General features: G+C 68.2%; 19 protein-coding genes, 1 other RNA gene and 1 pseudogene. 9 read left to right on the top strand and 12 right to left on the bottom strand.

The genetic code is table 11. The features are described 5' to 3' along the window. Nucleotides 1–6 precede the first annotated feature (6 nt). The 3 genes and pseudogenes from C6A87_RS08675 (at nucleotide 7) to C6A87_RS08665 (ending at nucleotide 2,266) form a co-directional block, all read left to right on the top strand. Nucleotides 7–486, top strand: a complete 480-nt coding sequence (locus C6A87_RS08675; RefSeq protein ID WP_311116858.1) for an acyl-CoA thioesterase — start codon at nucleotides 7–9, stop codon at nucleotides 484–486. A gap of 136 nt (nucleotides 487–622) precedes the next feature. Next, nucleotides 623–1,339 carry a cutinase family protein gene (locus tag C6A87_RS08670; protein ID WP_311116857.1) on the top strand — a complete coding sequence of 239 codons (717 nt, stop codon included), beginning with the start codon at nucleotides 623–625 and terminating at the stop codon, nucleotides 1,337–1,339. Between the two features lie 38 nt (nucleotides 1,340–1,377). After that, nucleotides 1,378–2,266: pseudogene (locus C6A87_RS08665) on the top strand (NYN domain-containing protein). 10 nt (nucleotides 2,267–2,276) lie between these two features. On the opposite strand, the gene C6A87_RS08660 reads toward C6A87_RS08665, so the two are convergent. Continuing rightward, nucleotides 2,277–2,468: a hypothetical protein gene (locus C6A87_RS08660; RefSeq protein ID WP_311116856.1), complete on the bottom strand. Its 192-nt coding sequence runs from the start codon at nucleotides 2,466–2,468 to the stop codon at nucleotides 2,277–2,279. A 447-nt stretch (nucleotides 2,469–2,915) separates the two neighbouring features. On the opposite strand from C6A87_RS08660, the gene C6A87_RS08655 reads away from it, so the two are divergent. After that, complete coding sequence (locus C6A87_RS08655) at nucleotides 2,916–3,686, top strand: uracil-DNA glycosylase family protein (protein ID WP_311116855.1); 771 nt, start codon at nucleotides 2,916–2,918, stop codon at nucleotides 3,684–3,686. A 200-nt stretch (nucleotides 3,687–3,886) separates the two neighbouring features. On the opposite strand, the gene ssrA is transcribed toward C6A87_RS08655, so the two are convergent. The 9 genes from ssrA to prfB form a co-directional block, all read right to left on the bottom strand. After that, nucleotides 3,887–4,254: a transfer-messenger RNA gene (gene ssrA / locus C6A87_RS08650) on the bottom strand. A 79-nt stretch (nucleotides 4,255–4,333) separates the two neighbouring features. Next, the gene (locus C6A87_RS08645; protein ID WP_396837080.1) at nucleotides 4,334–6,469 is read right to left on the bottom strand and encodes a putative bifunctional diguanylate cyclase/phosphodiesterase; all 2,136 of its coding nucleotides are present in this window, start codon (nucleotides 6,467–6,469) and stop codon (nucleotides 4,334–4,336) included. A 235-nt stretch (nucleotides 6,470–6,704) separates the two neighbouring features. After that, nucleotides 6,705–7,529, bottom strand: a complete 825-nt coding sequence (locus tag C6A87_RS08640; protein ID WP_396837079.1) for an EamA family transporter — start codon at nucleotides 7,527–7,529, stop codon at nucleotides 6,705–6,707. Between the two features lie 17 nt (nucleotides 7,530–7,546). After that, nucleotides 7,547–8,044, bottom strand: a complete 498-nt coding sequence (gene smpB / locus C6A87_RS08635; protein ID WP_311116853.1) for an SsrA-binding protein SmpB — start codon at nucleotides 8,042–8,044, stop codon at nucleotides 7,547–7,549. 2 nt (nucleotides 8,045–8,046) lie between these two features. Then, a complete protein-coding gene (ftsX, locus tag C6A87_RS08630; protein ID WP_311116852.1) occupies nucleotides 8,047–8,943 on the bottom strand; it encodes a permease-like cell division protein FtsX in 897 nt (298 codons plus the stop codon). Then, on the bottom strand, nucleotides 8,944–9,633 hold the full coding sequence (ftsE, locus tag C6A87_RS08625; protein WP_311117860.1) for a cell division ATP-binding protein FtsE: 690 nt from the start codon (nucleotides 9,631–9,633) through the stop codon (nucleotides 8,944–8,946). It lies immediately after the preceding gene. A 44-nt stretch (nucleotides 9,634–9,677) separates the two neighbouring features. Then, nucleotides 9,678–10,187 carry a hypothetical protein gene (locus C6A87_RS08620; protein WP_311116851.1) on the bottom strand — a complete coding sequence of 170 codons (510 nt, stop codon included), beginning with the start codon at nucleotides 10,185–10,187 and terminating at the stop codon, nucleotides 9,678–9,680. Beyond that, entirely contained in the window at nucleotides 10,184–11,167 is a 984-nt protein-coding gene (locus C6A87_RS08615; protein WP_311117859.1) for a mechanosensitive ion channel family protein, read from the bottom strand. The genes C6A87_RS08620 and C6A87_RS08615 overlap by 4 nt, the downstream gene beginning before the upstream one ends. A gap of 8 nt (nucleotides 11,168–11,175) precedes the next feature. Beyond that, nucleotides 11,176–12,291: a peptide chain release factor 2 gene (prfB, locus tag C6A87_RS08610; protein ID WP_311116850.1), complete on the bottom strand. Its 1,116-nt coding sequence runs from the start codon at nucleotides 12,289–12,291 to the stop codon at nucleotides 11,176–11,178. A 196-nt stretch (nucleotides 12,292–12,487) separates the two neighbouring features. Between prfB and C6A87_RS08605 the strand changes: the two genes are divergently transcribed. Continuing rightward, nucleotides 12,488–13,864, top strand: a complete 1,377-nt coding sequence (locus tag C6A87_RS08605) for an FAD-dependent oxidoreductase (RefSeq protein WP_311116849.1) — start codon at nucleotides 12,488–12,490, stop codon at nucleotides 13,862–13,864. Nucleotides 13,865–13,875: 11 nt separating this feature from the next. Here the strand turns inward: C6A87_RS08605 and C6A87_RS08600 are convergent, their stop codons facing one another. Then, on the bottom strand, nucleotides 13,876–14,271 hold the full coding sequence (locus C6A87_RS08600) for a hypothetical protein (RefSeq protein ID WP_003928954.1): 396 nt from the start codon (nucleotides 14,269–14,271) through the stop codon (nucleotides 13,876–13,878). A 23-nt stretch (nucleotides 14,272–14,294) separates the two neighbouring features. Here C6A87_RS08600 and hisN point away from each other — a divergent pair, with 23 nt between their 5' ends. From hisN to C6A87_RS08580, 4 genes are all read left to right on the top strand, one after another. Next, nucleotides 14,295–15,074 carry a histidinol-phosphatase gene (gene hisN / locus C6A87_RS08595; RefSeq protein WP_311116848.1) on the top strand — a complete coding sequence of 260 codons (780 nt, stop codon included), beginning with the start codon at nucleotides 14,295–14,297 and terminating at the stop codon, nucleotides 15,072–15,074. Nucleotides 15,075–15,202: 128 nt separating this feature from the next. Beyond that, entirely contained in the window at nucleotides 15,203–16,594 is a 1,392-nt protein-coding gene (locus tag C6A87_RS08590; RefSeq protein WP_311116847.1) for an acyl-CoA dehydrogenase family protein, read from the top strand. A 65-nt stretch (nucleotides 16,595–16,659) separates the two neighbouring features. After that, nucleotides 16,660–17,877, top strand: a complete 1,218-nt coding sequence (locus C6A87_RS08585) for an acyl-CoA dehydrogenase family protein (protein ID WP_311116846.1) — start codon at nucleotides 16,660–16,662, stop codon at nucleotides 17,875–17,877. A gap of 30 nt (nucleotides 17,878–17,907) precedes the next feature. Continuing rightward, nucleotides 17,908–20,181 (top strand): molybdopterin-dependent oxidoreductase, encoded by a 2,274-nt coding sequence (locus tag C6A87_RS08580; RefSeq protein WP_311116845.1) that lies wholly within the window; start codon nucleotides 17,908–17,910, stop codon nucleotides 20,179–20,181. Here the strand turns inward: C6A87_RS08580 and C6A87_RS08575 are convergent. Then, complete coding sequence (locus C6A87_RS08575) at nucleotides 20,141–21,139, bottom strand: MDR family oxidoreductase (protein WP_311116844.1); 999 nt, start codon at nucleotides 21,137–21,139, stop codon at nucleotides 20,141–20,143. The two genes, C6A87_RS08580 and C6A87_RS08575, sit on opposite strands and share 41 nt — an antisense overlap. Nucleotides 21,140–21,158: the final 19 nt, after the last annotated feature.

The raw sequence follows: 21,158 nt of genomic DNA, 5'->3' as shown, positions 1-21,158 counted from the left end.
GACCCCATGGAATCCGGTCCGCCCTCGTTGATAAGTTCCGCACCGCGACCGCATCCGGCGCGTCTGGACGCCGCGACCTATCCCGTGCACGACTCCGTCGCAGCCCGGTTCGGCGACATGGACGCCAACGGCCATCTCAACAACGTCGCCATCGAGTCGCTGCACGAGAACACCAGGGCGACCTTCAACCGGCGGGTGTTTCCCGCCGCCTACGACCTCGCCACCAGAACGCAGCGCCTCGTCACGTCAACGATCGTCGTGCACTACCTGCGCGAAGCGCCGTGGCCGGCGGTGCTGCAGACCGCGGTCGGTGTCGGCCACCTCGGCCGCACCTCGTTCGTCGCGTCGAGTGCGCTGTTCCTCGACGGCGCGTGTGTCAGCCTGTGCGACACGGTGCTGGTGCTCCTCGGTGACGACGGCCCGAGCCCGATCCCGGACGAGGTGCGGGCCGACCTCGAGTCGCTGCGACTCGCCGACGGCGGGTAGCGATATCCCAGGTCAGCCGTGACATCCGGTTTCGCGGGCGGCGGGGCCGGCGTCAGAGCGTGCCTCGATGCGGCAACTGTGTCACCATCGATCCGTGGGATGGTCAGTGCGTCTAACCAGTGTCCGACGATCCGCGATGGTGGCTGCGACAGGCGTGGTGGGTGCGCTTCTCGTCGCTCCCCCAGCTTTGGCGCAGCCCGCGCCGCCCCCTCCGCTACCGGCCCCGCCAGTCGCCGCGCCCGCATGTCCGGACGTCCAGGTGGTCTTCGCGCGCGGCACCACGGAGGCGCCGGGACTGGGCTACATCGGACAGGCGTTCGTCGATGACCTGCAGGCCAGGCTCGGTGACAAGTCGGTGGGCGTCTACGCGGTGGACTACCCGGCAAGCCCGGATTTCCCTACCGCGGTTCTGGGCATCAAGGACGCCAGCACGCACGTGCAGGAAATGGCCATGAACTGCCCCGACACCAAGCTGGTGCTCGGCGGCTATTCGCAGGGCGCGGCCGTGATGGGTTTTGTGACAACGGAATTGGTCCCCGACGGGGTTTCGGCCTCCGAGGTTCCGGAGCCGATGCCGCCGGACATCGCCGACCACGTCGCTGCGGTCGCGCTGCTGGGTGTCCCGTCGGAGCGGTTCATGGACATGATCCAGCAGCCGCCGGTGGCGATCGGGGCGCTGTACCAGCCCAAGACCCTCGAGCTGTGCGTGCCCAATGACTTCGTGTGCTCGGAGGGCAACGACATCGGCGCGCACGCGCGCTACGTCCCTGACGGCCTGGTGGTGCAGGCCGCCGATTTCGCCGCGAGCAAGATCGTCGCTGCCCCGACGGACACGCCGACAGCCGAGAGCTGAGTTCCACCGCGGCCGGTCCGTCGGTAACACTGAGGTTCATGACCGATTCCGGTGCCGCCCGCGTCGCGGTGTATCTCGACTTCGACAACATCGTGATCTCGCGGTACGACCAGGTGAACGGCCGCAACTCCTTCCAGAAGGACAAGGCCAAGCCGCCCGAGGACGGCGCGGACAAGCTGGACCGCGCCACCGTCGACGTCGGCGCCATCATCGACTTCGCGTCGTCCTTCGGCACGTTGGTGCTGACCCGCGCCTACGCCGACTGGTCGGCCGAGATCAACGCGCGCTACCGCGGGCAGCTGGTGGGGCGCGCGGTCGACCTGGTGCAGCTGTTCCCGGCCGCGGCCTACGGCAAGAACGGCGCCGACATCCGGCTGGCCGTCGACGCGGTCGAGGACATGTTCCGGCTGCCCGACCTCACCCATGTGGTGATCGTCGGCGGCGACTCCGACTACATCGCGCTGGCCCAGCGATGTAAACGCCTGGGCCGCTACGTCGTCGGCATCGGCGTGGCCCGGCTCGTCGAGCCGCATGCTGGCCGCGGCGTGCGACGAGTTCGTCACGTACGACGCGCTGCCCGGCATCCCCGCACCCGAGCCGGCCGCGGTGGACGAGAAACCGGCGCCGAGGCGACGGTCGGGCAGGGCCAAACCCTCCGAGGAGCCGGAGGAGACACCGGACCCGCAGGCTACCGCCACCGGGCTGCTGACGCGCGCGCTCCAGATCGGGCTGGAGAAGGACGACGCCGAGTGGCTGCACAACTCGGCGGTGAAGGCGCAGATGAAGCGGATGGACCCGTCGTTCAACGAGAAATCCCTGGGCTACCGCTCGTTCAGCGATTTCCTGCGCTCGCGCTCGGGCGTGGTGGAACTGGACGAGAGCTCGACGACGCGGTTGGTGCGGTTGGCCGAACCGGCGGCGAAATAGCCGCGAGCGTTCAGTCCTGGCACTGCATGATGCTGGCCTCGACCACCTGCATCGCGGGTTGCTGGCCGTCGCCGACCGTCTCGGCGCGGATGCAGTCCACAAGGCGCTGCTGGTCGTCTCTGTGCGCAAGCTCCATGTAGGCCCAGAAGCCGAGGATGCCGCCGGAGACGACGACCAAGAGCGCTGAAACGAAGAACACCACTTTGAGCTGATATGGCACTGTCTTCTCCCCCCGACTGACTTCTTCTCCCCGACTGAGACGGTAATCCCGCACCGATGATGGAAACTGAGGAAAATCTGTGGGTTGCCTCATACCGTCTGGGCACGAAGGTGTGCGAGGTCGCGATCCGGTGAAAAGTTGTCCCAGCATCTCCCGGGCAAAGCCGTACTATCCAAACGTGGATGCGTCGAACCAGGTACAGCTGATCCCGAACGCTCTTCGATCTCGCTGCTGCTGAGACGACCGTTCTGGGTGAAGTGTGGCCCTAGGTCGCCACGGACAAGTCCAGGTGGCACGACAGCGCGCGACGGGGCCACCGAGTGCCAAGCAGGTCGCGCCGACCCGGCGAATGCGCGCCGCCGGCGTGCCGGTCTCACTGATCGCCGGACGCGGGGCGTCAGCAGAGTGACGTTGTAAGGAGGCAGACCGATGACTAGACAAAGTCTTGTGGCCATGAAGGGTTCGCCAGCATCACCCGTAGTCATCGTCGGAGAGAGTCTCGGCTCTCAGAAGTCACGGATCCCGTTTGACGGCGGTAGCGGGCGGTTGCTCGACCAGGCACTGAAGGAAGCGAACAGAACAAAGGACGAAGTCTTTACTACCAACGTCGTCGATTGGCACCCAACGAACGATTATCGGCTCACGCGTCAGGATATTGATGAAGAGTTGCCCCGCCTGACGGCCGAACTGGATGCCATCCGTCCCAGGCTAGTCATCTGTCTAGGGCAAGTCGCGGCGACTACGGTAAGGCCGCTGTACCCCGAAGCACCCGAACTGCCGTGGCCGTTCACAGCGCCTCCCACACCGATCACCAAGGACCCTGCCCTGTTGTACGCCCTGCATCCGTCCGCGGCTCTTCGGCGGCGAAACAAGCTACCCAGGGAGGAGCGCGAGCCTTACGAACGCGGATACGTGGCCAGCCTGGCGCAAGCGCTGCGCTGGAGCTTTGAGAGCGAGACCGAGGCCCGTAATACCTGGACCGAGACCGACGTGATCGCAGTCGATGACCTCTATCGCGAGCACGGCAAGCTACGCGCCGAGCACGCCGAGATCCAGAACCTCGCTCGTCGGCTCGGCCGCACCCCCACGGCTGTGGCAGCTGAAATGAACAACCTGCACCACGCCCATAGCGAGCCTGGCGTATATCCGGGTAACCGCTGGCGCTTTAGCGCGCTCAACCGCAGGGTGGCCGACCGATAACGCCGACCTCGGATGACGCGAGCAACGAGAACCGCGTCAGCCTGCGCTCGATCCCCACGAAGCCAACCAGCACTACATAGGTGTGCGTATGCGTCTACAAGGGGGCGATTCCGATCAGGGGAACATACCGCCCAGTCAGCTTGGACTCCTGACACAAGCACAGGCCCCCCATTATTTTGGGGGGCCTGTGCCGGTCTATCCAGTGGAGCTGCCGGGAATCGAACCCGGGTCCTACGGCATTCCCTCGAGGCTTCTCCGTGCGCAGTCCGCTATGTCTCTACTCGGATCTCCTGATCACGCGAACAAGTCAGGATGACGATCCCAGTCGCTGTTTGATGTCCCCACGGTCCCCGCGACCGGATCCGTGGGTGGTTCCCTCTAGATGACGCCAGGGTCCGGGTCGAGGGCGTTCCCGGTCTGACGGATTAGCTTCGCTTAGGCAGCGAGAGCGTAATCGCGCTGATTGGAATCGGCGCTTAATTGGTTGCAACGACGCTTACGGTGGTCAATTGCCTGCACCGGCACGCTTCCCTTGATTCGATGCGCGAAGTCGAAACCGTTCAGCCCCTCGCACAACCCGCCGACCTTCGACGGACTCCCCATACTACCGGGCTCTGCAACATCGGCCACCGAATATCCATTCCAGGTCACTCCGGCTTGTACGGGGCCGCCGGCGAGAGCTCGCGACGCCCACCCCGGGCGAAGAGCTCGACCAGCTCCGGCATCGGCAGCGGGCGGCTGAACAGATGACCCTGTGCGAACCTGCCGCCGGCCCGATGCACCATCTCGCACTGACCGTGCGACTCGATGCCTTCGGCGATCACGTCCAGCCCCAGGTCGTCGCACAGCCCGATCACTGAGCGGTACAACCTCAGGTCGCGCGCGGGCTCGCCGCCGGAGGCCAGGCTGCGGTCCAGCTTCACGATGTGGACAGGCAGGCAGTGCAGATACGTCAGCGAGTTGTAGCCCGCACCGAAGTCGTCCAGCGCGACCTTGACGCCGAGTTCGCTGAGCCGGCGGATCTGCGCGGCCGCCCGGTCGAGGTCGACGATCGGCTCCGTCTCGGTGATCTCCAGGACCAGTCTCCTGCGCGGGATGGCGTGGCGCCTCAGCACTGTGCGTACCTGCTCCTCGAACCCGGGGTTCCCGAGCCGGGCGGCCCCGATGTTCACATGGATGTCGACGGTGAGCCCCGTCGCCTGGACCTGACGGCACGCCATATCGAGCACCAGTGCGTCCAGGTCGGCGCCGAGTCCGGCAGACTCGGCCACTGCCACGAACGTCTCCGGCGGAATGTCGATGCCGTTCGGCGCCGTCCACCTCGCCAGTGCCTCCACAGCCACCACGGTGCGCTGCGGCAACTCCACCACCGGCTGATAGACCAGCCGGAAACCCGCCGGGCGCGCTCCCCCGGCTTCGCGCAACATTGTGGGGAAGTCGACCGTGACCCCGGATGCCGGCTGGTAGACGACCGCCGTGTCCTTGCCCATCCGCTTGCCGGCGTACATCGAGATGTCCGCCTGCCGAAGCAGGTCGTCGGACGTCTGTGGCACCCCGTCGGAGCGTGGCCGTACCAGCCCCATGCTGGCCTTGACCCGCACCGACGAGCCGTGCAGCGGGAACGGGTCGCGCAACGCGACCCGCAGCCGCTCGGCCACCATCTCCAGCTGTTCGACCTCGGCGATGATCAGGATCGCGAACTCGTCGCCGCCGATGCGGGCCAGCGTGTCCCCGTGGGTCACGCACCGCTTGAGGCGTTCCCCCACTGCGCACAACAGGTTGTCGCCCGCAGCGTGTCCGAAGCGGTCGTTGACCTCCTTGAAATCGTCGAGGTCGACGAAGATCAGCACGAACCGGCCGTGGGTCAGGGCGTCATCGAGGCGCTGCGCGAACAGCAGCCGGTTCGGCAGTCCGGTCAGTGCGTCGTGGTGCACCTGGTACGCCAGTCCGCGCTGGGCCCAGTACAGATGCTGGTTCAGCATGTCCTGCGCCCGCATCACCACGATCTGACGCACGGTCACCAGAATGACCATGGCCAGCATCAGGCACACCACGAGCGGATGCAGTTGCCTGCCGATCAGCACGTGGAACCCGACCAGGATCGAGATACCGAGGAATCCCAGGTAGGGCAGGACGAGGCGGGCCCAGTCGTAACCCTCGCCGTCCTCGCCGTCCTCGGCGTCCTCGCTGCCCTCGCCGTTGGAGGTCTCCAGCATCGCGAACGCGATCACGACCGGCCCGACGATGATCCCGATGCCGCCCCACAGGTCGCCGCCCTCGACACCGATCGAGCGGAAGTAGGCGACGAGCCGGTCCGACGCGGCCATCATCACCAGCCCCCCGGCCAGCAGCAGGTAGTTCTTGCGGTATGGCCTGCCGGGCTCGTAGATCATCGCGGTCACCACGGCCCACGCCACCAACAGCAACTCCGCGATCGCGAAGACGATGTCGAGGGCGGGTATCCCGGACCGCGGCAGCGACTCGGTCGAGCGCGTGCCGAAGTCGCCCATCGCGGCCAGGATCAGAAACGAGATCCCGGCGATCACACCGTCGAAGGCGTGGGTGACGAAGGGGTGCCGTAGCGGGCGGTCGGGGGTGGCCGTCACGCCCCCGCTGGAGCGCACCAGCAGGAAGACCGCAGCCAGCGCGAGCACCGGCAGCGACAGGTAGGCGATGCGAGCGGCCAGCGGCGCGGTGTGGGCACCGCCGGTCCACCACAGGACCTGGCCCACCACCCAGGCCGCCAGGGCCGCCACATAGAGCAGGCGCCACCATCGCCTCATGCCGGTCAGCCGGCGCGCGACGACGATCCCGCAGACGACCGCGCCCAGCGCGGTGGCCAGTTGCAGCACGAACTCGCCGCGCCGGGCCGTCTCGGCGCCCCAGAACGAGAATGCGTTGACCACCGCCAACGCCGGGACGCCGACAATGACCAGGAGTCGGAGCAGTGATGATGATGTGGCTGCCACCCGCCTCCTTCCCCAGGCCCCCCGGGCGGTGTGCGCTCGCATGACCTCGCTAGTTCGCCGCAATCAATGCGACGGAACCCAGCGCCAACAGCATGCCGATCGCCTGCCAGCGAGTTACCCGTTCGCGCAGCACCACAATCGCCAACGCCACCGTGGACGCCGGGTAGAGCGCGATCAGCACACCTGCCAGGGACAACATCGAGGATTGCAGCGCCAGCAATGTCGCGACGTTCGCGACCGTGTCCAGTCCCCCGGCCAGAAACGCCAGCCGCAGCGGTACGCCCCGTTCGAGCACCAGGTTTGCCGTTATCGCAGCGGCGGTGAGCACCACCGCGGTCGCGGCCAACCGGCCGAACACCAGCGGCCAGAGTTCGGCCTCGGGCGGGACCTGGTGAAGGACGACGAAGTTCATCCCGAACGCCGTGCCGGACCCGACCGTCAACCAGGCGACCTTCGGGGTGAAGCGGTGCGGGGTGGCGTCCCCGTCGTCGGTGCCGCGGCTGACCAGCACCACCGCGACCAGCGCGAGCGCGATGCCGACCCCGGCGAGCGCACTGGGTCTCTCGCCGAGCACCATCCCCACCAGGACCGGGATGCCCGCGACCAGAAGCGCGGTCAGCGGTGACACGACGGAGATCGGACCCGATCCCAGCGCCGCGTAGAACCACCACACCCCGAACGCCTGCACCAGCCCGGCCAGCAGGCCCCACCCGACAGCAGGACCGCTCAGTTCGCCGCCCATCGGCAGTGCGAGGAACGTCAGCAGCACCAGCGCCACCGGGTAGGACACCAGGACGACCCGCAGCGCGGCCACCCGCCGCGACGCGATGCCCCCGACGAAGTCGCTGACGCCGTAGCCGAACGCGGCGAGCAGCGCGGTGAAGATCGCGGTCAGGAGGTCATGCCCTTGACGCGACGCCCCAGTTCGCGGGTCACCTCGCGCTGCGCATCCCGGCGCGCCATGTCCTGGCGCTTGTCGTGGGCCTGCTTACCGCGGGCCAGCGCCAACTCGACCTTCACCTTGCCTCCGGTGAAGTACAGCGAAAGCGGGACCAGGGTGAGATTACCGTCGCGAATCTTGCCGATCAGATTGTCGATCTGCTTGCGGTGCAACAGCAGTTTGCGGTTGCGCCGCGGGGCGTGGTTGGTCCAGGAACCGTGGTGATATTCGGGGATGTGCAGGTTGCGGAGCCAGATCTCCCCGTCGTCGACGGTGGCGAACGCGTCGGCCAGCGAGGCCTGCCCGTCGCGCAGGCTCTTGACCTCGGTGCCCATCAACGCGATGCCCGCCTCGAAGGTCTCCAGGATCGCGTAGTTGTGCCGGGCCTTGCGGTTGCTCGCGACGACCTGGTTGTTGCTGTCCTTGGGAGACTTCGCTTTCTTGGCCACAGCTACCGCCGCACGTACAGCCGCAACGTGACGTACGCCGTGACCCCCGACATCGCCAGGCCGAGGAACAGCATCCACGGCGCGCTGTAGTACAGGATGTCGGCGTAGTCCACCTGCGCAATCAGGTTGGCTTGGTAGAACTGGTCGAGCGCCTTCTCCAGGAACAGTGCGCGCACCAGGATCAGCCCCACGATCGCGATGACGACGCCGATGAACGCGGCGAGCATCGCCTCCACCAGGAACGGCAGCTGGGTGTACCACCGGGTCGCGCCGACCAGCCGCATGATGCCGATCTCGGTGCGTCGGGTGTAGGCCGCGACCTGGACCATGTTCGCAATCAGCAGGACCGCGCCGATCGCCTGCACCAGCGCCACCGCGAACGCCACATTCGAAAGCCCGTCCAGCACCGCGAACAGCCGGTCGATCAGATCCTTCTGGTTGAGCACGCTGCGCACGCCGGGCTGGCCGACCATCGCCTCGTCGAAACTCTGGTGCTGCTCGGGATCCTCCAGCTTGACCACGAACGACGCCGGGAACGCGTTCGCGCTGGCGACATCCTTGTACTGCGGGAACTTCCGGATCGCGTCGGCGTACGCATCGTCGCGGTTGAGGAAGCGCACCGACCGCACGTCGTCGCGCGCCTCGATCTGCGACCGCAACGCCTTACACGGGTCGGCATCGCAGGTCGGGTCGTCGGCCGCGACGTCGTCGGTGAGGAAGACCTGGCTTTCCACCCGGTCCAGATAGATCGCGCGGGACTGGTCGGCCAGCCGCACCACGAGCATGCCGCCGCCGAACAGACCGATCGAGATCGCGGTGGTGAGGATCATCGCGACCGTCATGGTCACGTTGCGGCGAAGCCCGGTCAGGACCTCGTTGACGAGAAAGCCGAAGCGCACTTAGCGATCCATTCCGTAGACGCCGCGCTGTTCGTCACGAATCAGCCGGCCGAGTTCGAGTTCGACGACCCGCTGACGCATCGAGTCGACGATGTGGTGGTCGTGGGTGGCCATCACCACCGTCGTGCCCGTGCGGTTGATGCGCTCGAGCAGGTCCATGATGTCCTTGCTGGTCTCCGGGTCCAGGTTGCCGGTGGGCTCGTCGGCCAGCAGCACCAGCGGCCGGTTCACGAACGCGCGCGCGATCGCGACCCGCTGCTGCTCGCCGCCGGACAGTTCGGCGGGCAACCGGTTGGCCTTGCCGGACAGGCCGACCATCTCGAGCACCTCGGGAACCACCCGGTTGATGGTGTCGCCGCGCTTGCCGATCACCTCGAGCGCGAAGGCGACGTTCTCGAACACCGTCTTCTGCTGCAGCAGCCGGAAATCCTGGAACACGCACCCCATCACCTGCCGCAGACCTGGGATATGGCGGCCGGAGAGCTTGTTCACGTGGAACTTGGAAACGCGGATGTCACCGCTCGTCGGAGTGTCCTCCGCGAGCAGCAGTCGCATGAACGTGGATTTGCCCGAGCCCGACGGGCCGATGAGGAAGACGAACTCACCCTTCTCGATCTTGACCGATACGTTGTCGAGCGCTGGGCGCGCTGACGACTTGTACTGCTTGGAGACGCGGTCGAGGGTGATCATCACGGCACGCCAGTGTAGCGGGGCCCGCAGGGTCCGCCCCGTCACTACGGCAGTGGCGGCACCGTCGGCGGTGTCTGCTCGGACGGGGTGGGGGTGCCGGTGGTCTCCGTCGGCGACTCCTGGGTGAACGTCTGCGGGCCCAGCGGGCCGGGTCCGTCAGGGTCGATCACGGTCGTCGTCGGGCCGAACGGCACCACCGGTCCGGGCGACGTCGTGGTCGCCGGCTCCGAGGTGGTCGGGGTCGGTGACGGCGGGGTCGTGGTGGTCGTGGTGGTGGTCGTCGTCGGCGTCCGCGTCGTGTACTCGGGCTCCCGCGGCGCCACGTTGGTCCGCGGCACCCACGTGTAGTTCGGATCGGGCACAAACCCGGGCGGCACCACCTGTTGGGCGGGGTTCGGGACAGGCGCGGGCGGCTCCGGCCGGTAGTTCTGGTTGACCCAGAACAGGGCGCAGAAGGCCAGGATCAGTGCGGCCGTGGACACCCGCATGCGCCCGTGGAACAGATAGGTGGGCCAGGAGCGGGTGTCGCCCTCGCGCGGCGAGAAGATCCTCATCGGTTCGACTCCGGTCCCTGGGTCTCCTTCTCGGCCCCGCCCGCGGTGGCCGGGTGCACAATCGCGCCGACGGTCGGCGCCGCCTCACCCTGGGCGGCGATCCCGGAGCGTCGCAGTGCCCGCACGACCAGCACCCGCAGCGCTCGGCCCACCTCGAACTGCTTGCCGGGCAACGTGCGGGCCACCATCCGCAGGTTCACGGTGTCGAGTTCGATGCTCTCCACGCCCATCAGCTGGGGCGCGTCCAGCAGGAGATCGTGCAACTCGGGTTGGTCGATCGCGTTCTGCGCGACGTCGTGCAGCACTTCGTTGACGAGGTTCAGGTCCGCCGACGTGGGCACCGGGATGTCGATGACGGCGCGGGCCCAGTCCTTGGACAGGTTCACCGTCTTGACGATCTGCCCGTTGGGGATGGTGTACATCTCGCCTTCGGCCGAGCGCAGTTTCGTCACCCGCAGCGTCACGTCCTCGACGGTGCCCTCGGCGGGTGCGGCGATGCCCGAGACGGTCAGTGCCACCAGGTCACCGAACCCGTACTGCTTCTCGGTGATGATGAAGAAACCGGACAGCAGATCCTGCACCAGGCGCTGCGCGCCGAAACCCAGCGCGGCGCCGATCACCGCCGCGGGCGCCACCAGCGAACCGATCGGTATCGCCAGGATGTCGGTGATCTGCACCGCCACCATCACGAACAGCAGCGCGACCGACACCCACGAGATCACCGACGCGACGGCCTGACGGTGCTTGGCGCTCTCCGTGCGCACCAGCTGATCGCTCTCCTGGTACTCGGCGTCGATCCGGCGGGTGATGCGCTGGGCGGCCCAGTTGATGAACCGCGCGGCGAGCAGCCCACCGATCAGGAGCAGCGCGATGCGCACCCCGCGGTCGAGAATCCACACCCCGATATCGCCCCGCCAGAAGCCGTGCCACCGCGAGGCCATGTCGAATGCCAGAACTACGTCCGTCGGCTGGATGTCCATCAGCTGGATCAGTCGTCGTCTTTCCGGTTGCGCCACCGGATCCCGGCCTCCAGGAAGCCGTCGATGTCTCCGTCCAGCACGGCGGCCGGGTTTCCGACCTCGTACTCGGTGCGCAGGTCCTTGACCATCTGATACGGGTGCAGCACGTAGGACCGCATCTGGTTGCCCCACGAACTGCCGCCGTCGCCCTTGAGCGCGTCGAGCTCGGCACGTTCCTCTTGCTTCTTACGCGCCAGCAATTTCGCCTGCAGCACCCGCATCGCCGCGACCTTGTTCTGCAGCTGGGACTTCTCGTTCTGGCAGGTGACCACGATCCCGGTCGGGATGTGGGTCAGCCGCACGGCCGAGTCGGTGGTGTTCACCGACTGCCCGCCGGGCCCGCTGGAGCGGTACACGTCGACGCGCAGGTCGGTCTCGGGGACGTCGATGTGGTCGGTGGTCTCGACCACCGGGAGCACCTCGACGTCGGCGAACGACGTCTGACGTCGGCTCTGGTTGTCGAACGGGCTGATGCGCACCAGGCGGTGGGTGCCCTGCTCCACCGACAGGGTGCCGTAGGCGTACGGGGCGTGCACCGCGAAGGTGGCGCTCTTGATGCCGGCCTCTTCGGCGTAGGAGGTGTCGAACACCTCGACCGGGTAGTCGTGCTGCTCCGCCCAGCGGATGTACATGCGCATCAGCATCTCGGCCCAGTCGGCGGCGTCCACCCCGCCCGCGCCGGACCGGATGGTGACGACTGCCTCGCGCTCGTCGTACTCCCCCGACAGCAGCGTGCGCACCTCCATCGCGGCGATGTCCTCGCGCAGTTTGGCCAGCTCGGCGTCGGCCTCCTCCAGTGCTTCGGCGCCACCCGCGCCGTCTTCCTCGGAGGCGAGTTCGTAGAGGACCGGCAGATCCTCCAGCCGGCCGCGCAGCTCCTCGAGCCGGCGGAGTTCGTTCTGCGCGTGGGACAGGTCGCTGGTCACCTTCTGCGCGCGGGTCTGGTCGTCCCACAGCTGGGGGTCGGAGGCGTCCTTCTCCAGCTGATCGATGCGTCCGCGCAGCCCGTCGACGTCGACGACACGCTCCACGGTGGTCAGCGTGGTGTCGAGGGCGGCGATGTCGGCTTGGCGGTCAGGATCCACGGGACTAGAGGTTACTCACTCCGCGCGCGGGGTCCGGCGTCGCAGCCCGACCGGCGATCGGGACGGATTTTGCCGCGACCATTCCAGAATGCCGTCCGCGGCCTCGTCGGCGATCTAGCATCGGGGCGGAACCTCCGTCCGGACACGTCGCGACAGCCCCCTGCGCGTGCCCGGGTAGCGACAGAAGGCAGCCCACATGCCCCCTTTGCGGCCCTACTACGTGGCCATCGTCGGCTCTGGACCCTCCGGGTACTTTGCCGCCGCGTCCCTGCTGAAGTTCGGCGGGGACGGCGACAACCGCGACGTCCGCGTCGACATGCTGGAGATGCTGCCGACCCCGTGGGGTCTGGTGCGCTCCGGCGTAGCCCCCGACCACCCGAAGATCAAGTCGATCAGCGCCCAGTTCGACAAGATCTCCGCGGACCCCCGCTTCCGCTTCTTCGGCAACGTCGCGATCGGTGAGCACGTGCAACCGGCCGAGCTGGCCGAGCGCTACGACGCGGTGGTGTACGCGGTCGGCGCACAGGCCGACCGGGCGCTGGGCATTCCGGGCGAGGACCTGCCCGGCAGCGTCGCGGCGGTCGACTTCGTCGGCTGGTACAACGCCCACCCCCACTTCGGCGAGATCGCACCCGACGTGTCGGGCGGCCGTGCCGTGGTGGTGGGCAACGGCAACGTCGCCATCGACGTGGCCCGCATCCTGGTCAGCGACCCCGATCTGCTGGCCGAGACCGACATCGCCGACCATGCGCTGGCGTCGCTGCACGCCCGCGGCGTGGAAGAGGTGCTGATCATCGGCAGGCGCGGCCCGCTGCAGGCGCCGTTCACCACGCTGGAGCTGCGTGAGCTCGGCGCCCTCGAAGCCCTCGGCGACGTCGACGTGGTGATCGATCCCGACGACTTCGCCGACATCACCGACGAGGATCTCGAGGCCGCGGGCAAGACCGTGCGCAACAACATCAAGGTGCTTCGTGGATATGCCGACGCCGAGCCGAAGGGAGCCAAGCGCCGGATCGTGTTCCGGTTCCGAACCTCGCCGATCGAGATCAAGGGCGACGGAAAGGTCGAGGCGATCGTGCTGGGCCGCAACGAGCTGATCAGCGGTGCCGACGGCCGGGTGACGGCCAAGGACACCGGTGAGCGCGAGGAGGTGCCCGCGCAGCTGGTGGTGCGCGCCGTCGGATATCGCGGCCTGCCGACGCCGGGGCTGCCCTTCGACGAGCGGGCGGGCACCATTCCGCACACCGACGGCCGGATCGACGGCAGGCGCAACGAGTACGTCGTGGGCTGGATCAAGCGTGGTCCGACCGGCGTGATCGGCAGCAACAAGAAGGATTCCGCCGACACCGTCGAGACGTTGCTGGCGGACCTGGCGGGCGCGGAGCTCGCCGAGTTCGGCGCCGACCACCTCGACCAGATCCGGCAGTGGCTGCTGGAGCGTCAGCCGAAGCTGGTCACCACCGAGCACTGGCAGCTGATCGACGCCCACGAACGGACCGCCGGCGAAGGCTCAGGACGCCCGCGGGTGAAGCTGACCAGCCTCGAGGACCTGCTCCGGATCGGGCACGGCTGACGCCAGGAGCTTCAGGGGCGCGGCGGCGGGCCCGCGGGATCCGCCGGATCTGTCGGATCCATCGGACCCACCGGGGGCATCGGCTCCGGACGGGTACCGAACGCCCACTTCTCCGGATTGCCCGGCGAGTACATCACGTCCATGAGTTGGCCCATCGTCGGCCAGTTGTCGACGTCGGCCGTCATCCGGGTGTACACCGTGTACTCGTTCACGGTTGGGCCGTTGATGACCCCGGTGATCGTGACGAACTGCTCGCCGGTGACCCCGTCGGGCCGCGGGCTGACCCCGGTGACCAGCAGCATGCCGGGCACCCAGTCGTTGCCGACGCCCCGCCGTCGTGCGAGCAACGGGCGGGCCAGGAGCACCAGCGCACCCACGAGCAACAGGATCATCGCGAATTCGAACACACGGCCATGGTAGGACGGCACCTATGAGCACCCTCGCCGACGACATGACTCTGGCCCTGCGACTGGCCGACGAAACTGACGTCTTGACGATGCAGCGGTTCGGCGCGGTCGACCTGAAGGTCGAGACGAAACCGGACCTGACGCCGGCCACCGACGCGGACCTCGACGCCGAGCGCCTGCTGCGCGCCCGGCTGGCCGAGGCCCGCCCGCAGGACTCCGTGTTCGGCGAAGAGTTCGGCGGGACCAAGGAATTCAGCGGCAGGCAGTGGGTGGTCGACCCGATCGACGGCACGAAGAACTTCGTCCGCGGCGTTCCGGTGTGGTCGACGTTGATCGCGTTGCTCGTCGACGGCGTCCCCGCCGTGGGGGTGGTCAGCGCGCCCGCGCTGGGCCGGCGGTGGTGGGCCGCCGACGGTCACGGCGCGCACACGTCGTTCGGCGGCCAGACCCGCAAGATCTCGGTGTCCGGTGTCGGCGACCTGGACGCGGCCAGCGTGTCGTACTCGGACCTGACGACCGGCTGGGACGACGCCCGACCACGGTTCCTGGAGTTCCTCGACTCGGTGTGGCGGGTGCGCGGCTACGGCGATTTCTGGTCCTACTGCCTGGTGGCCGAAGGAGCGGTGGACGTGGCGGTGGAGCCGGAGGTCAAGCTGTGGGATCTGGCGCCGCTGGACATCCTGGTGCGGGAGGCGGGCGGGCGTTTCACCGATCTGTCCGGCCGGCCCGGCCCGCACGGCGGCAGCGCGGTGGCGACCAACGGCCGGCTGCACGACGCGGTGCTGGCGGCGCTGTCCGACTGACGCCGCTGGTGGCGCTGTGAAGTGCGCTACAGAACGGCACCACCTTACCGGGCAGTCAGTTCCGATACCTTACTCTGGAGTCAGTTGCGCATTCGCGTATCGCCGACGATGAGACGAGGCAGCAGCCCATGACGAACACCCTGCCGTCCAAGCGCCACGGCCACGAGAGCGCCGTGGGCCTGCAGAAGCACAAGCGGTCGGTCACCGCCATCGGCCTGGCGCTGATCACGCCGATCATGGGGCAGGAGTTCCTGGACAAGTACAACCTGCGCGACCCGCTGAACCGGAGCCTGCGCTACGGGGTCCAGCAGGCGTTCTCGGCCGTCGGAGCCTCCACCCGGCAGTGGCAGCGCGTGCAGGGCCTCGGCAAGCCGGCCACCCGGCTGGAAGGTCACCGGCCCAAGGGTTCGGACTACTTCGACCTCACCCCGGACGACGACCAGAAGATGATCGTTGCGACCGTCGAGGAGTTCGCCGAGGAGATCCTGCGGCCCGCGGCCCATGACGCCGACGACGCCGCCGCCTATCCCCCGGACCTGATCGCCAGGGCCGCCGAACTGGGCATCACCGCCATCAACGTGCCGGAGGATTTCGACGGCATCGCCGAGCACCGGACCACCGTGACCAACGCACTCGTCGCCGAGGCGCTCGCCTACGGCGACATGGGGCTGGCGCTGCCGATCCTGGCGCCCGGCGGCGTCGCGTCCGCGCTGACCTACTGGGGCAGCGCCGACCAGCAGGCCACCTACCTGAAGGAGTTCGCCGGAGACAATGTGCCGCAGGGCTGTGTCGCCATCGCCGAACCCCACCCGCTGTTCGACCCGACCGCGCTGAAGACCACCGCGGTCCGCACCCCGAGCGGGTATCGCCTCGATGGGGTCAAGAGCTTGGTCCCCGCAGCCGCCGACGCCGAGATCTTCATCATCGCAGCGCAACTCAACGGCAGGCCCGCACTGTTCGTCGTCGAGGCGGACACCGCGGGGCTGACGGTCTCCCCGGACCCGAGCATGGGCATCCGGGCCGCCGCGCTGGGCCGCGTCGAACTCGACAAGGTCACCGTCCCGCTCAGCGCGCGACTGGGCGAAGAGGCCACCGAGGCCGAGCACGCGCAGAACTATTCCGAGGCGATCGCGCTGTCGCGCCTCGGCTGGGCCGCACTGGCGGTCGGCACCTCGCACGCGGTCCTCGACTACGTGATCCCGTATGTCAAGGAGCGCACCGCATTCGGTGAGCCGATCGCCCACCGGCAGTCGGTGGCGTTCATGTGCGCCAACATCGCGATCGAACTGGACGGCCTGCGGCTCATCACCTGGCGCGGTGCCGCGCGGGCCGAGCAGGGGCTGCCGTTCGCCCGCGAGGCGGCGCTGGCCAAGAAGCTGGGCAGTGACAAGGCGATGCAGATCGGCCTCGACGGCGTCCAACTGCTCGGCGGCCACGGCTACACCAAGGAACACCCGGTCGAACGCTGGTACCGCGACCTGCGGGCCATCGGCGTCGCCGAAGGCGTCGTCGTTCTCTGACCGATACGTCCTTCAACCGACAGCGTCCTTCAACCGATAGCGCCCTCTAGGAAGGCTTGAACATCATGGCGATCAATCTGGAAATGCCGAAGAAGCTCCAGGCGGTCATCGAGAAGGGCCACGACGGTGCCGCCGAGATGATCCGTCCCATCTCGCGCAAATACGACCTCATGGAGCACGCCTACCCCGTCGAACTCGACACCCTGGCCGACCTGTTCGACGGCATCTCGGAGGCCAAGACCATCTCGTTCGCCGGCACGGACGCGTTCGTGGGAGCCGCCGACGACGGCAAGAAGTCGAATATCAACGGCGCCAACATGTCCGCGTTGCTCAACGCGCTGGAGATCTCCTGGGGTGACGTGGCGCTGCTGCTGTCGGTGCCACGCCAGGGCCTCGGCAACGCGGCGATCTCGTCGGTGGCCACCCCGGAGCAACTGGAGCGACTGGGCAAGGGCGTGTGGGCCGCGATGGCCATCACCGAGCCGAGCTTCGGTTCCGACTCGGCCGCGGTGTCCACCACCGCGGTGCTCGACGGTGACGAGTACGTGATCAACGGCGAGAAGATCTTCGTCACCGCCGGATCCCGGGCCAGCCACATCGTGGTGTGGGCGACGCTGGACAAGTCGAAGGGCCGAGCGGCGATCAAGTCGTTCATCGTGCCTCGCGAGCACCCGGGCGTGACGGTCGAACGGCTGGAGCACAAGCTCGGCATCAAAGCCTCCGACACCGCGGTGATCCGGTTCGACAACGCCCGGATCCCGAAGGACAACCTGCTCGGCGATCCGGAGATCCACGTGGAGAAGGGTTTTGCCGGGGTCATGGAGACCTTCGACAACACCCGCCCGATCGTCGCGGCGATGGCCGTCGGGGTGGCCCGGGCCGCGCTCGAGGACCTGCGCAAGATCCTCACCGACGCCGGTATCGAGATCTCCTACGACAAGCCCGCCCACGCGCAGAGCGCCGCGGCCGCGGAGTTCCTCCGGATGGAGGCCGAATGGGAGTCCGGCTACCTGCTGACGGTGCGCTCGGCCTGGCAGGCAGACAACCGGATCCCGAACTCCAAGGAAGCCTCGATGGGCAAGGCCAAGGCCGCCCGGGTGGCCAGCGACATCACCCTCAAGGCGGTCGAAATGGCCGGGACCACCGGCTATTCGGAGCAGACCCTGCTGGAGAAGTGGGCACGCGACTCCAAGATCCTGGACATCTTCGAGGGCACCCAGCAGATCCAGCAGCTGGTGGTCGCCCGCAGGTTGCTCGGACTCTCCTCGGCCGAATTGAAGTAGCGACTGCGCACCGGTTGCTACGGTGCGCTCGTGGAACATCGCATCACCTGCCCGCTGTGTGAGGCGATGTGCGGTCTGCGCGTCGCCGTCGACCGCGGCACCGCCACCTCGGTGCGCGGTGACCCCGACGACGTGTGGTCGCGGGGCCATCTGTGCCCCAAAGGTGCCTCGCTGCACCACATCCACCACGACCCGGATCGGTTGCGCACGCCGCTGGTGCGCGCCCGGACCGGTGACCACGTGCCGGTCACGTGGGATGATGCGTTCGCCGAGGCCGAGAAGGTGCTGCGGCCGGTCGTCGACAGGTTCGGAACCGCCGCGGTCACCGTCTACCTCGGTAATCCGGTGGCGCACAACCTGGGACTGGAAACCTACGTCGGAGCGCTGGTCGGAATGGCCGGCGCGGCGGGCATGCCTGCGTACTACACGCCAGGCACCGTCGACCAGTGGCCGCTGAACGTGGTGAGCGCGTTGCTGTTCGGCGGGATGTGGAATGCGCCGATCCCCGACCTCGACCGCACCGACCACCTGGTGATGGTGGGGGCCAACCCCGCGGCGTCGCAGGGATCGATGCTCTCGGCGCCCGACGTCATGGGACGCCTGGCCGCGATCCGGGCCCGCGGCGGCCGGGTGGTGGTCGTCGACCCCCGCCGCACCGCGACCGCGCGCCGCGCCTCCGAGTGGGTCCCGGTGCGCCCGGGCACCGACGCGCTGCTCTTGTTCGCCGTGTTGCGCACGCTGGCCGAAGAGGGCGCCATCCGTCGCCCCGCGCACCTGGACGGCCTGGTCGACGGCCTCGACGACGTCGTCGCATTGGCCGAACCGTTCGCCCCGGAGGGTGTCGAGCCGGCCACCGGAGTTCCCGCGGCGACGATCCGACGCCTGGCCGCGGATCTCGCCGCGGCGCAGCGTCCGGTCCTGTACAGCCGGATCGGTGCGTGCACACAGGAATTCGGCACACTGGCCACCTGGCTGGTGTTCGTGCTCAACGTCGCGCTCGGCAGCATCGACCGTCCCGGCGGGGCGCTGTTCCCCAAGGCCGCCGTGTGGTCGCCGATGTTCATGAAGCCACCCGATCAGCCCGGGCCGGGGTGGCGGTTCGGCCGGTTCCGCAGCCGGGTGCGCGGGACCCCGGAAGTGCTCGGCCAGTTTCCGGTCAGTTGCCTGGCCGAGGAGATCGACACCCCCGGCGATGGCCGCATCCGCGGGCTGATCACCGTCGCCGGCAATCCGGTGCTCTCCGCGCCGGGCGCCGGCCGCCTCGACGCCGCACTCGCAGGCCTGGACGCGATGATCTCCGTGGACAACTGGCTCAACGAGACCAGTCGGCACGCACACGTGGTCCTGCCTGGGCTGTCTCCCTTGGAACGGCCGCACTGCGACGACCTGTACTGGATGTACTCCATTGCGTCGTGCGTGAAGTGGTCCGAGCCGGCGCTGGCACCGCCGCCGGACCGGCCGCAGGAATGGGAGATCATGCTGCGGCTGGCGGGCGCACTGCTGGGCACTCCGCTGCCCGAGGTCGACGTGCCGGCCATGGACGACCTCTACACCCAGGGCATCATCCACACCGCCTGCCAGGCCTCCGACACTCCCCTGTTCGGACGTGACCCTGCCGAGGTGTTCGCGGCGCTGGAAGGTGTTGGCCCGGAACGGATGCTCGATCTCGGCATCCGCGTCGGCCCATGGGGTGACGACATCGGCCGCCGCCCCGGAGGGTTGACACTCGCCGAGGTCCGCCGCCACCCCGGCGGGTTGCGGCTCGGCGAACTCGACGGCGGTCGGCTGGCCGAGGTGCTGACCACCCCGTCGGGCCGGATCGAACTCGTCCATCCCGTCCTGACTGCCGATGTCGCGCGGCTGGCGGATCGCTCGGAGCGTGCAGCGCCCGACCTGGTGTTGACCAGCCGGCGCCATCTGCGGTCGAACAACTCGTGGCTGCACAATGTTTCGGGTCTGATGCGCGGCCGGGAGCGGTGCACGCTGCTGATCCACCCCGACGACGCGGCCGGCAACGGGGTATCCGACGGGCAGCTGGTGGAGGTGTCGACGAGCGAGGGATCTGTCGTGGTGGTCGCCGAGGTGAGCGACGAGATGATGCCGGGCGTGGTGTCGTTACCGCACGGCTGGGGGCACGGCGTCGACGGAACCCGCATGGATGTGGCCAACGCCCACCCGGGCGTCAACGTCAACCTGCTCAATCCGGGTGCGCTCGTGGATGTCCCGAGCAACACCCAGGTGGTCAACGGGGTGCCGTGCCGGGTCAGAACCCGTCGTGCACCGCCACCAGGGTGCGGCCGGTGACGCCGCCCCCGATGATGGTCTTCAGCACGTCCTCGACCTCGAGGACAGACACCTCGCGGGTGACCCGCGCGAGATGGGTTGGCATCAGCTCTGATTCGATCTGCGCCCAGACCTCGCGTCGTTTCCCGATCGGAAGCAGTACGGAGTCGATGCCGGCCAGGGTGACGCCCCGCAGGATGAACGGCAGCACGGTGGCGGGCAGATCCGGCGATCCTGCCAGCCCGGAGATCGCGGCGATGCCGCCGTATCTCAGCGTGCTCAGCGCATAGGCCAGTGTCTTGCCGCCGACGCAGTCGACGACGGCGGCCCAGTGCGCCTTGCCCAGCGGCCGCACCTTGTCGTCCGGGCCGGGGACCCGGTCGATCACCTCGGCGGCCCCGAGGTCGCGCAGCAGGTCGTGGGCTTCGGCCTTTCCGGTGGACGCCACCACCTCGTAGCCCAGGCCGGACAACAGGTCCACGCTGATGCTGCCGACGCCGCCGGTGGCTCCGGTCACCAGGACCGGTCCGTCGCCGGGGTTGATGCCGTGCGCGCGGACGGCGTTGACGCTCATCGCCGCGGTGAAGCCTGCGGTGCCGACCGCCGCGGCGTCGGCGGTGCTCAGCGAGGACAGCTTGACGAGATAATCGGCGGGATAGCGGGCGACCTGTGCGTAGCCACCGTGCCGGCCCGTCCCGATGTCCTGGCCGTGGGCGATCACGCGGTCGCCGACGGCGAAGTCCGGGGACGTGCTCGCGGTGACCGTGCCCGCGACATCGATGCCGGGAATCAACGGATAGGTCTGGGCGACGCCGCCCTTCGGGGAGACGGCCAGCGCGTCCTTGTAGTTCACGCTGGAGTACTCGACGTGGATGTCGACCTCGCCGTCGGGCAGGAACGACTCGTCGACCACCTCGTGGCGCAGTGCGATGACACCCTCGGCGTCCTGGTGGGCCACCATCGCGTTGATTTCGGTCATGTTGGCCACAGTAAGCCCA

Source organism: Mycobacterium sp. ITM-2016-00317, from assembly GCF_002968295.1.
Lineage (GTDB): Bacteria > Actinomycetota > Actinomycetes > Mycobacteriales > Mycobacteriaceae > Mycobacterium.
This window is presented reverse-complemented; position numbering and strand designations above follow the sequence as displayed.

Bases quoted from the DNA above. Each gene is read 5' to 3' on its own strand.
- C6A87_RS08675 (WP_311116858.1), top strand. From the start codon at position 7: ATGGAATCCGGTCCGCCCTCGTTGATAAGTTCCGCACCGCGACCGCAT.
- C6A87_RS08670 (WP_311116857.1), top strand. From the start codon at position 623: ATGGTGGCTGCGACAGGCGTGGTGGGTGCGCTTCTCGTCGCTCCCCCA.
- C6A87_RS08655 (WP_311116855.1), top strand. From the start codon at position 2,916: ATGACTAGACAAAGTCTTGTGGCCATGAAGGGTTCGCCAGCATCACCC.
- C6A87_RS08645 (WP_396837080.1), bottom strand. From the start codon at position 6,469: ATGAGGCGATGGTGGCGCCTGCTCTATGTGGCGGCCCTGGCGGCCTGG.
- ftsE (WP_311117860.1), bottom strand. From the start codon at position 9,633: ATGATCACCCTCGACCGCGTCTCCAAGCAGTACAAGTCGTCAGCGCGC.
- C6A87_RS08620 (WP_311116851.1), bottom strand. From the start codon at position 10,187: ATGAGGATCTTCTCGCCGCGCGAGGGCGACACCCGCTCCTGGCCCACC.
- C6A87_RS08615 (WP_311117859.1), bottom strand. From the start codon at position 11,167: ATGGACATCCAGCCGACGGACGTAGTTCTGGCATTCGACATGGCCTCG.
- C6A87_RS08605 (WP_311116849.1), top strand. From the start codon at position 12,488: ATGCCCCCTTTGCGGCCCTACTACGTGGCCATCGTCGGCTCTGGACCC.
- hisN (WP_311116848.1), top strand. From the start codon at position 14,295: ATGAGCACCCTCGCCGACGACATGACTCTGGCCCTGCGACTGGCCGAC.
- C6A87_RS08590 (WP_311116847.1), top strand. From the start codon at position 15,203: ATGACGAACACCCTGCCGTCCAAGCGCCACGGCCACGAGAGCGCCGTG.
- C6A87_RS08585 (WP_311116846.1), top strand. From the start codon at position 16,660: ATGGCGATCAATCTGGAAATGCCGAAGAAGCTCCAGGCGGTCATCGAG.
- C6A87_RS08575 (WP_311116844.1), bottom strand. From the start codon at position 21,139: ATGACCGAAATCAACGCGATGGTGGCCCACCAGGACGCCGAGGGTGTC.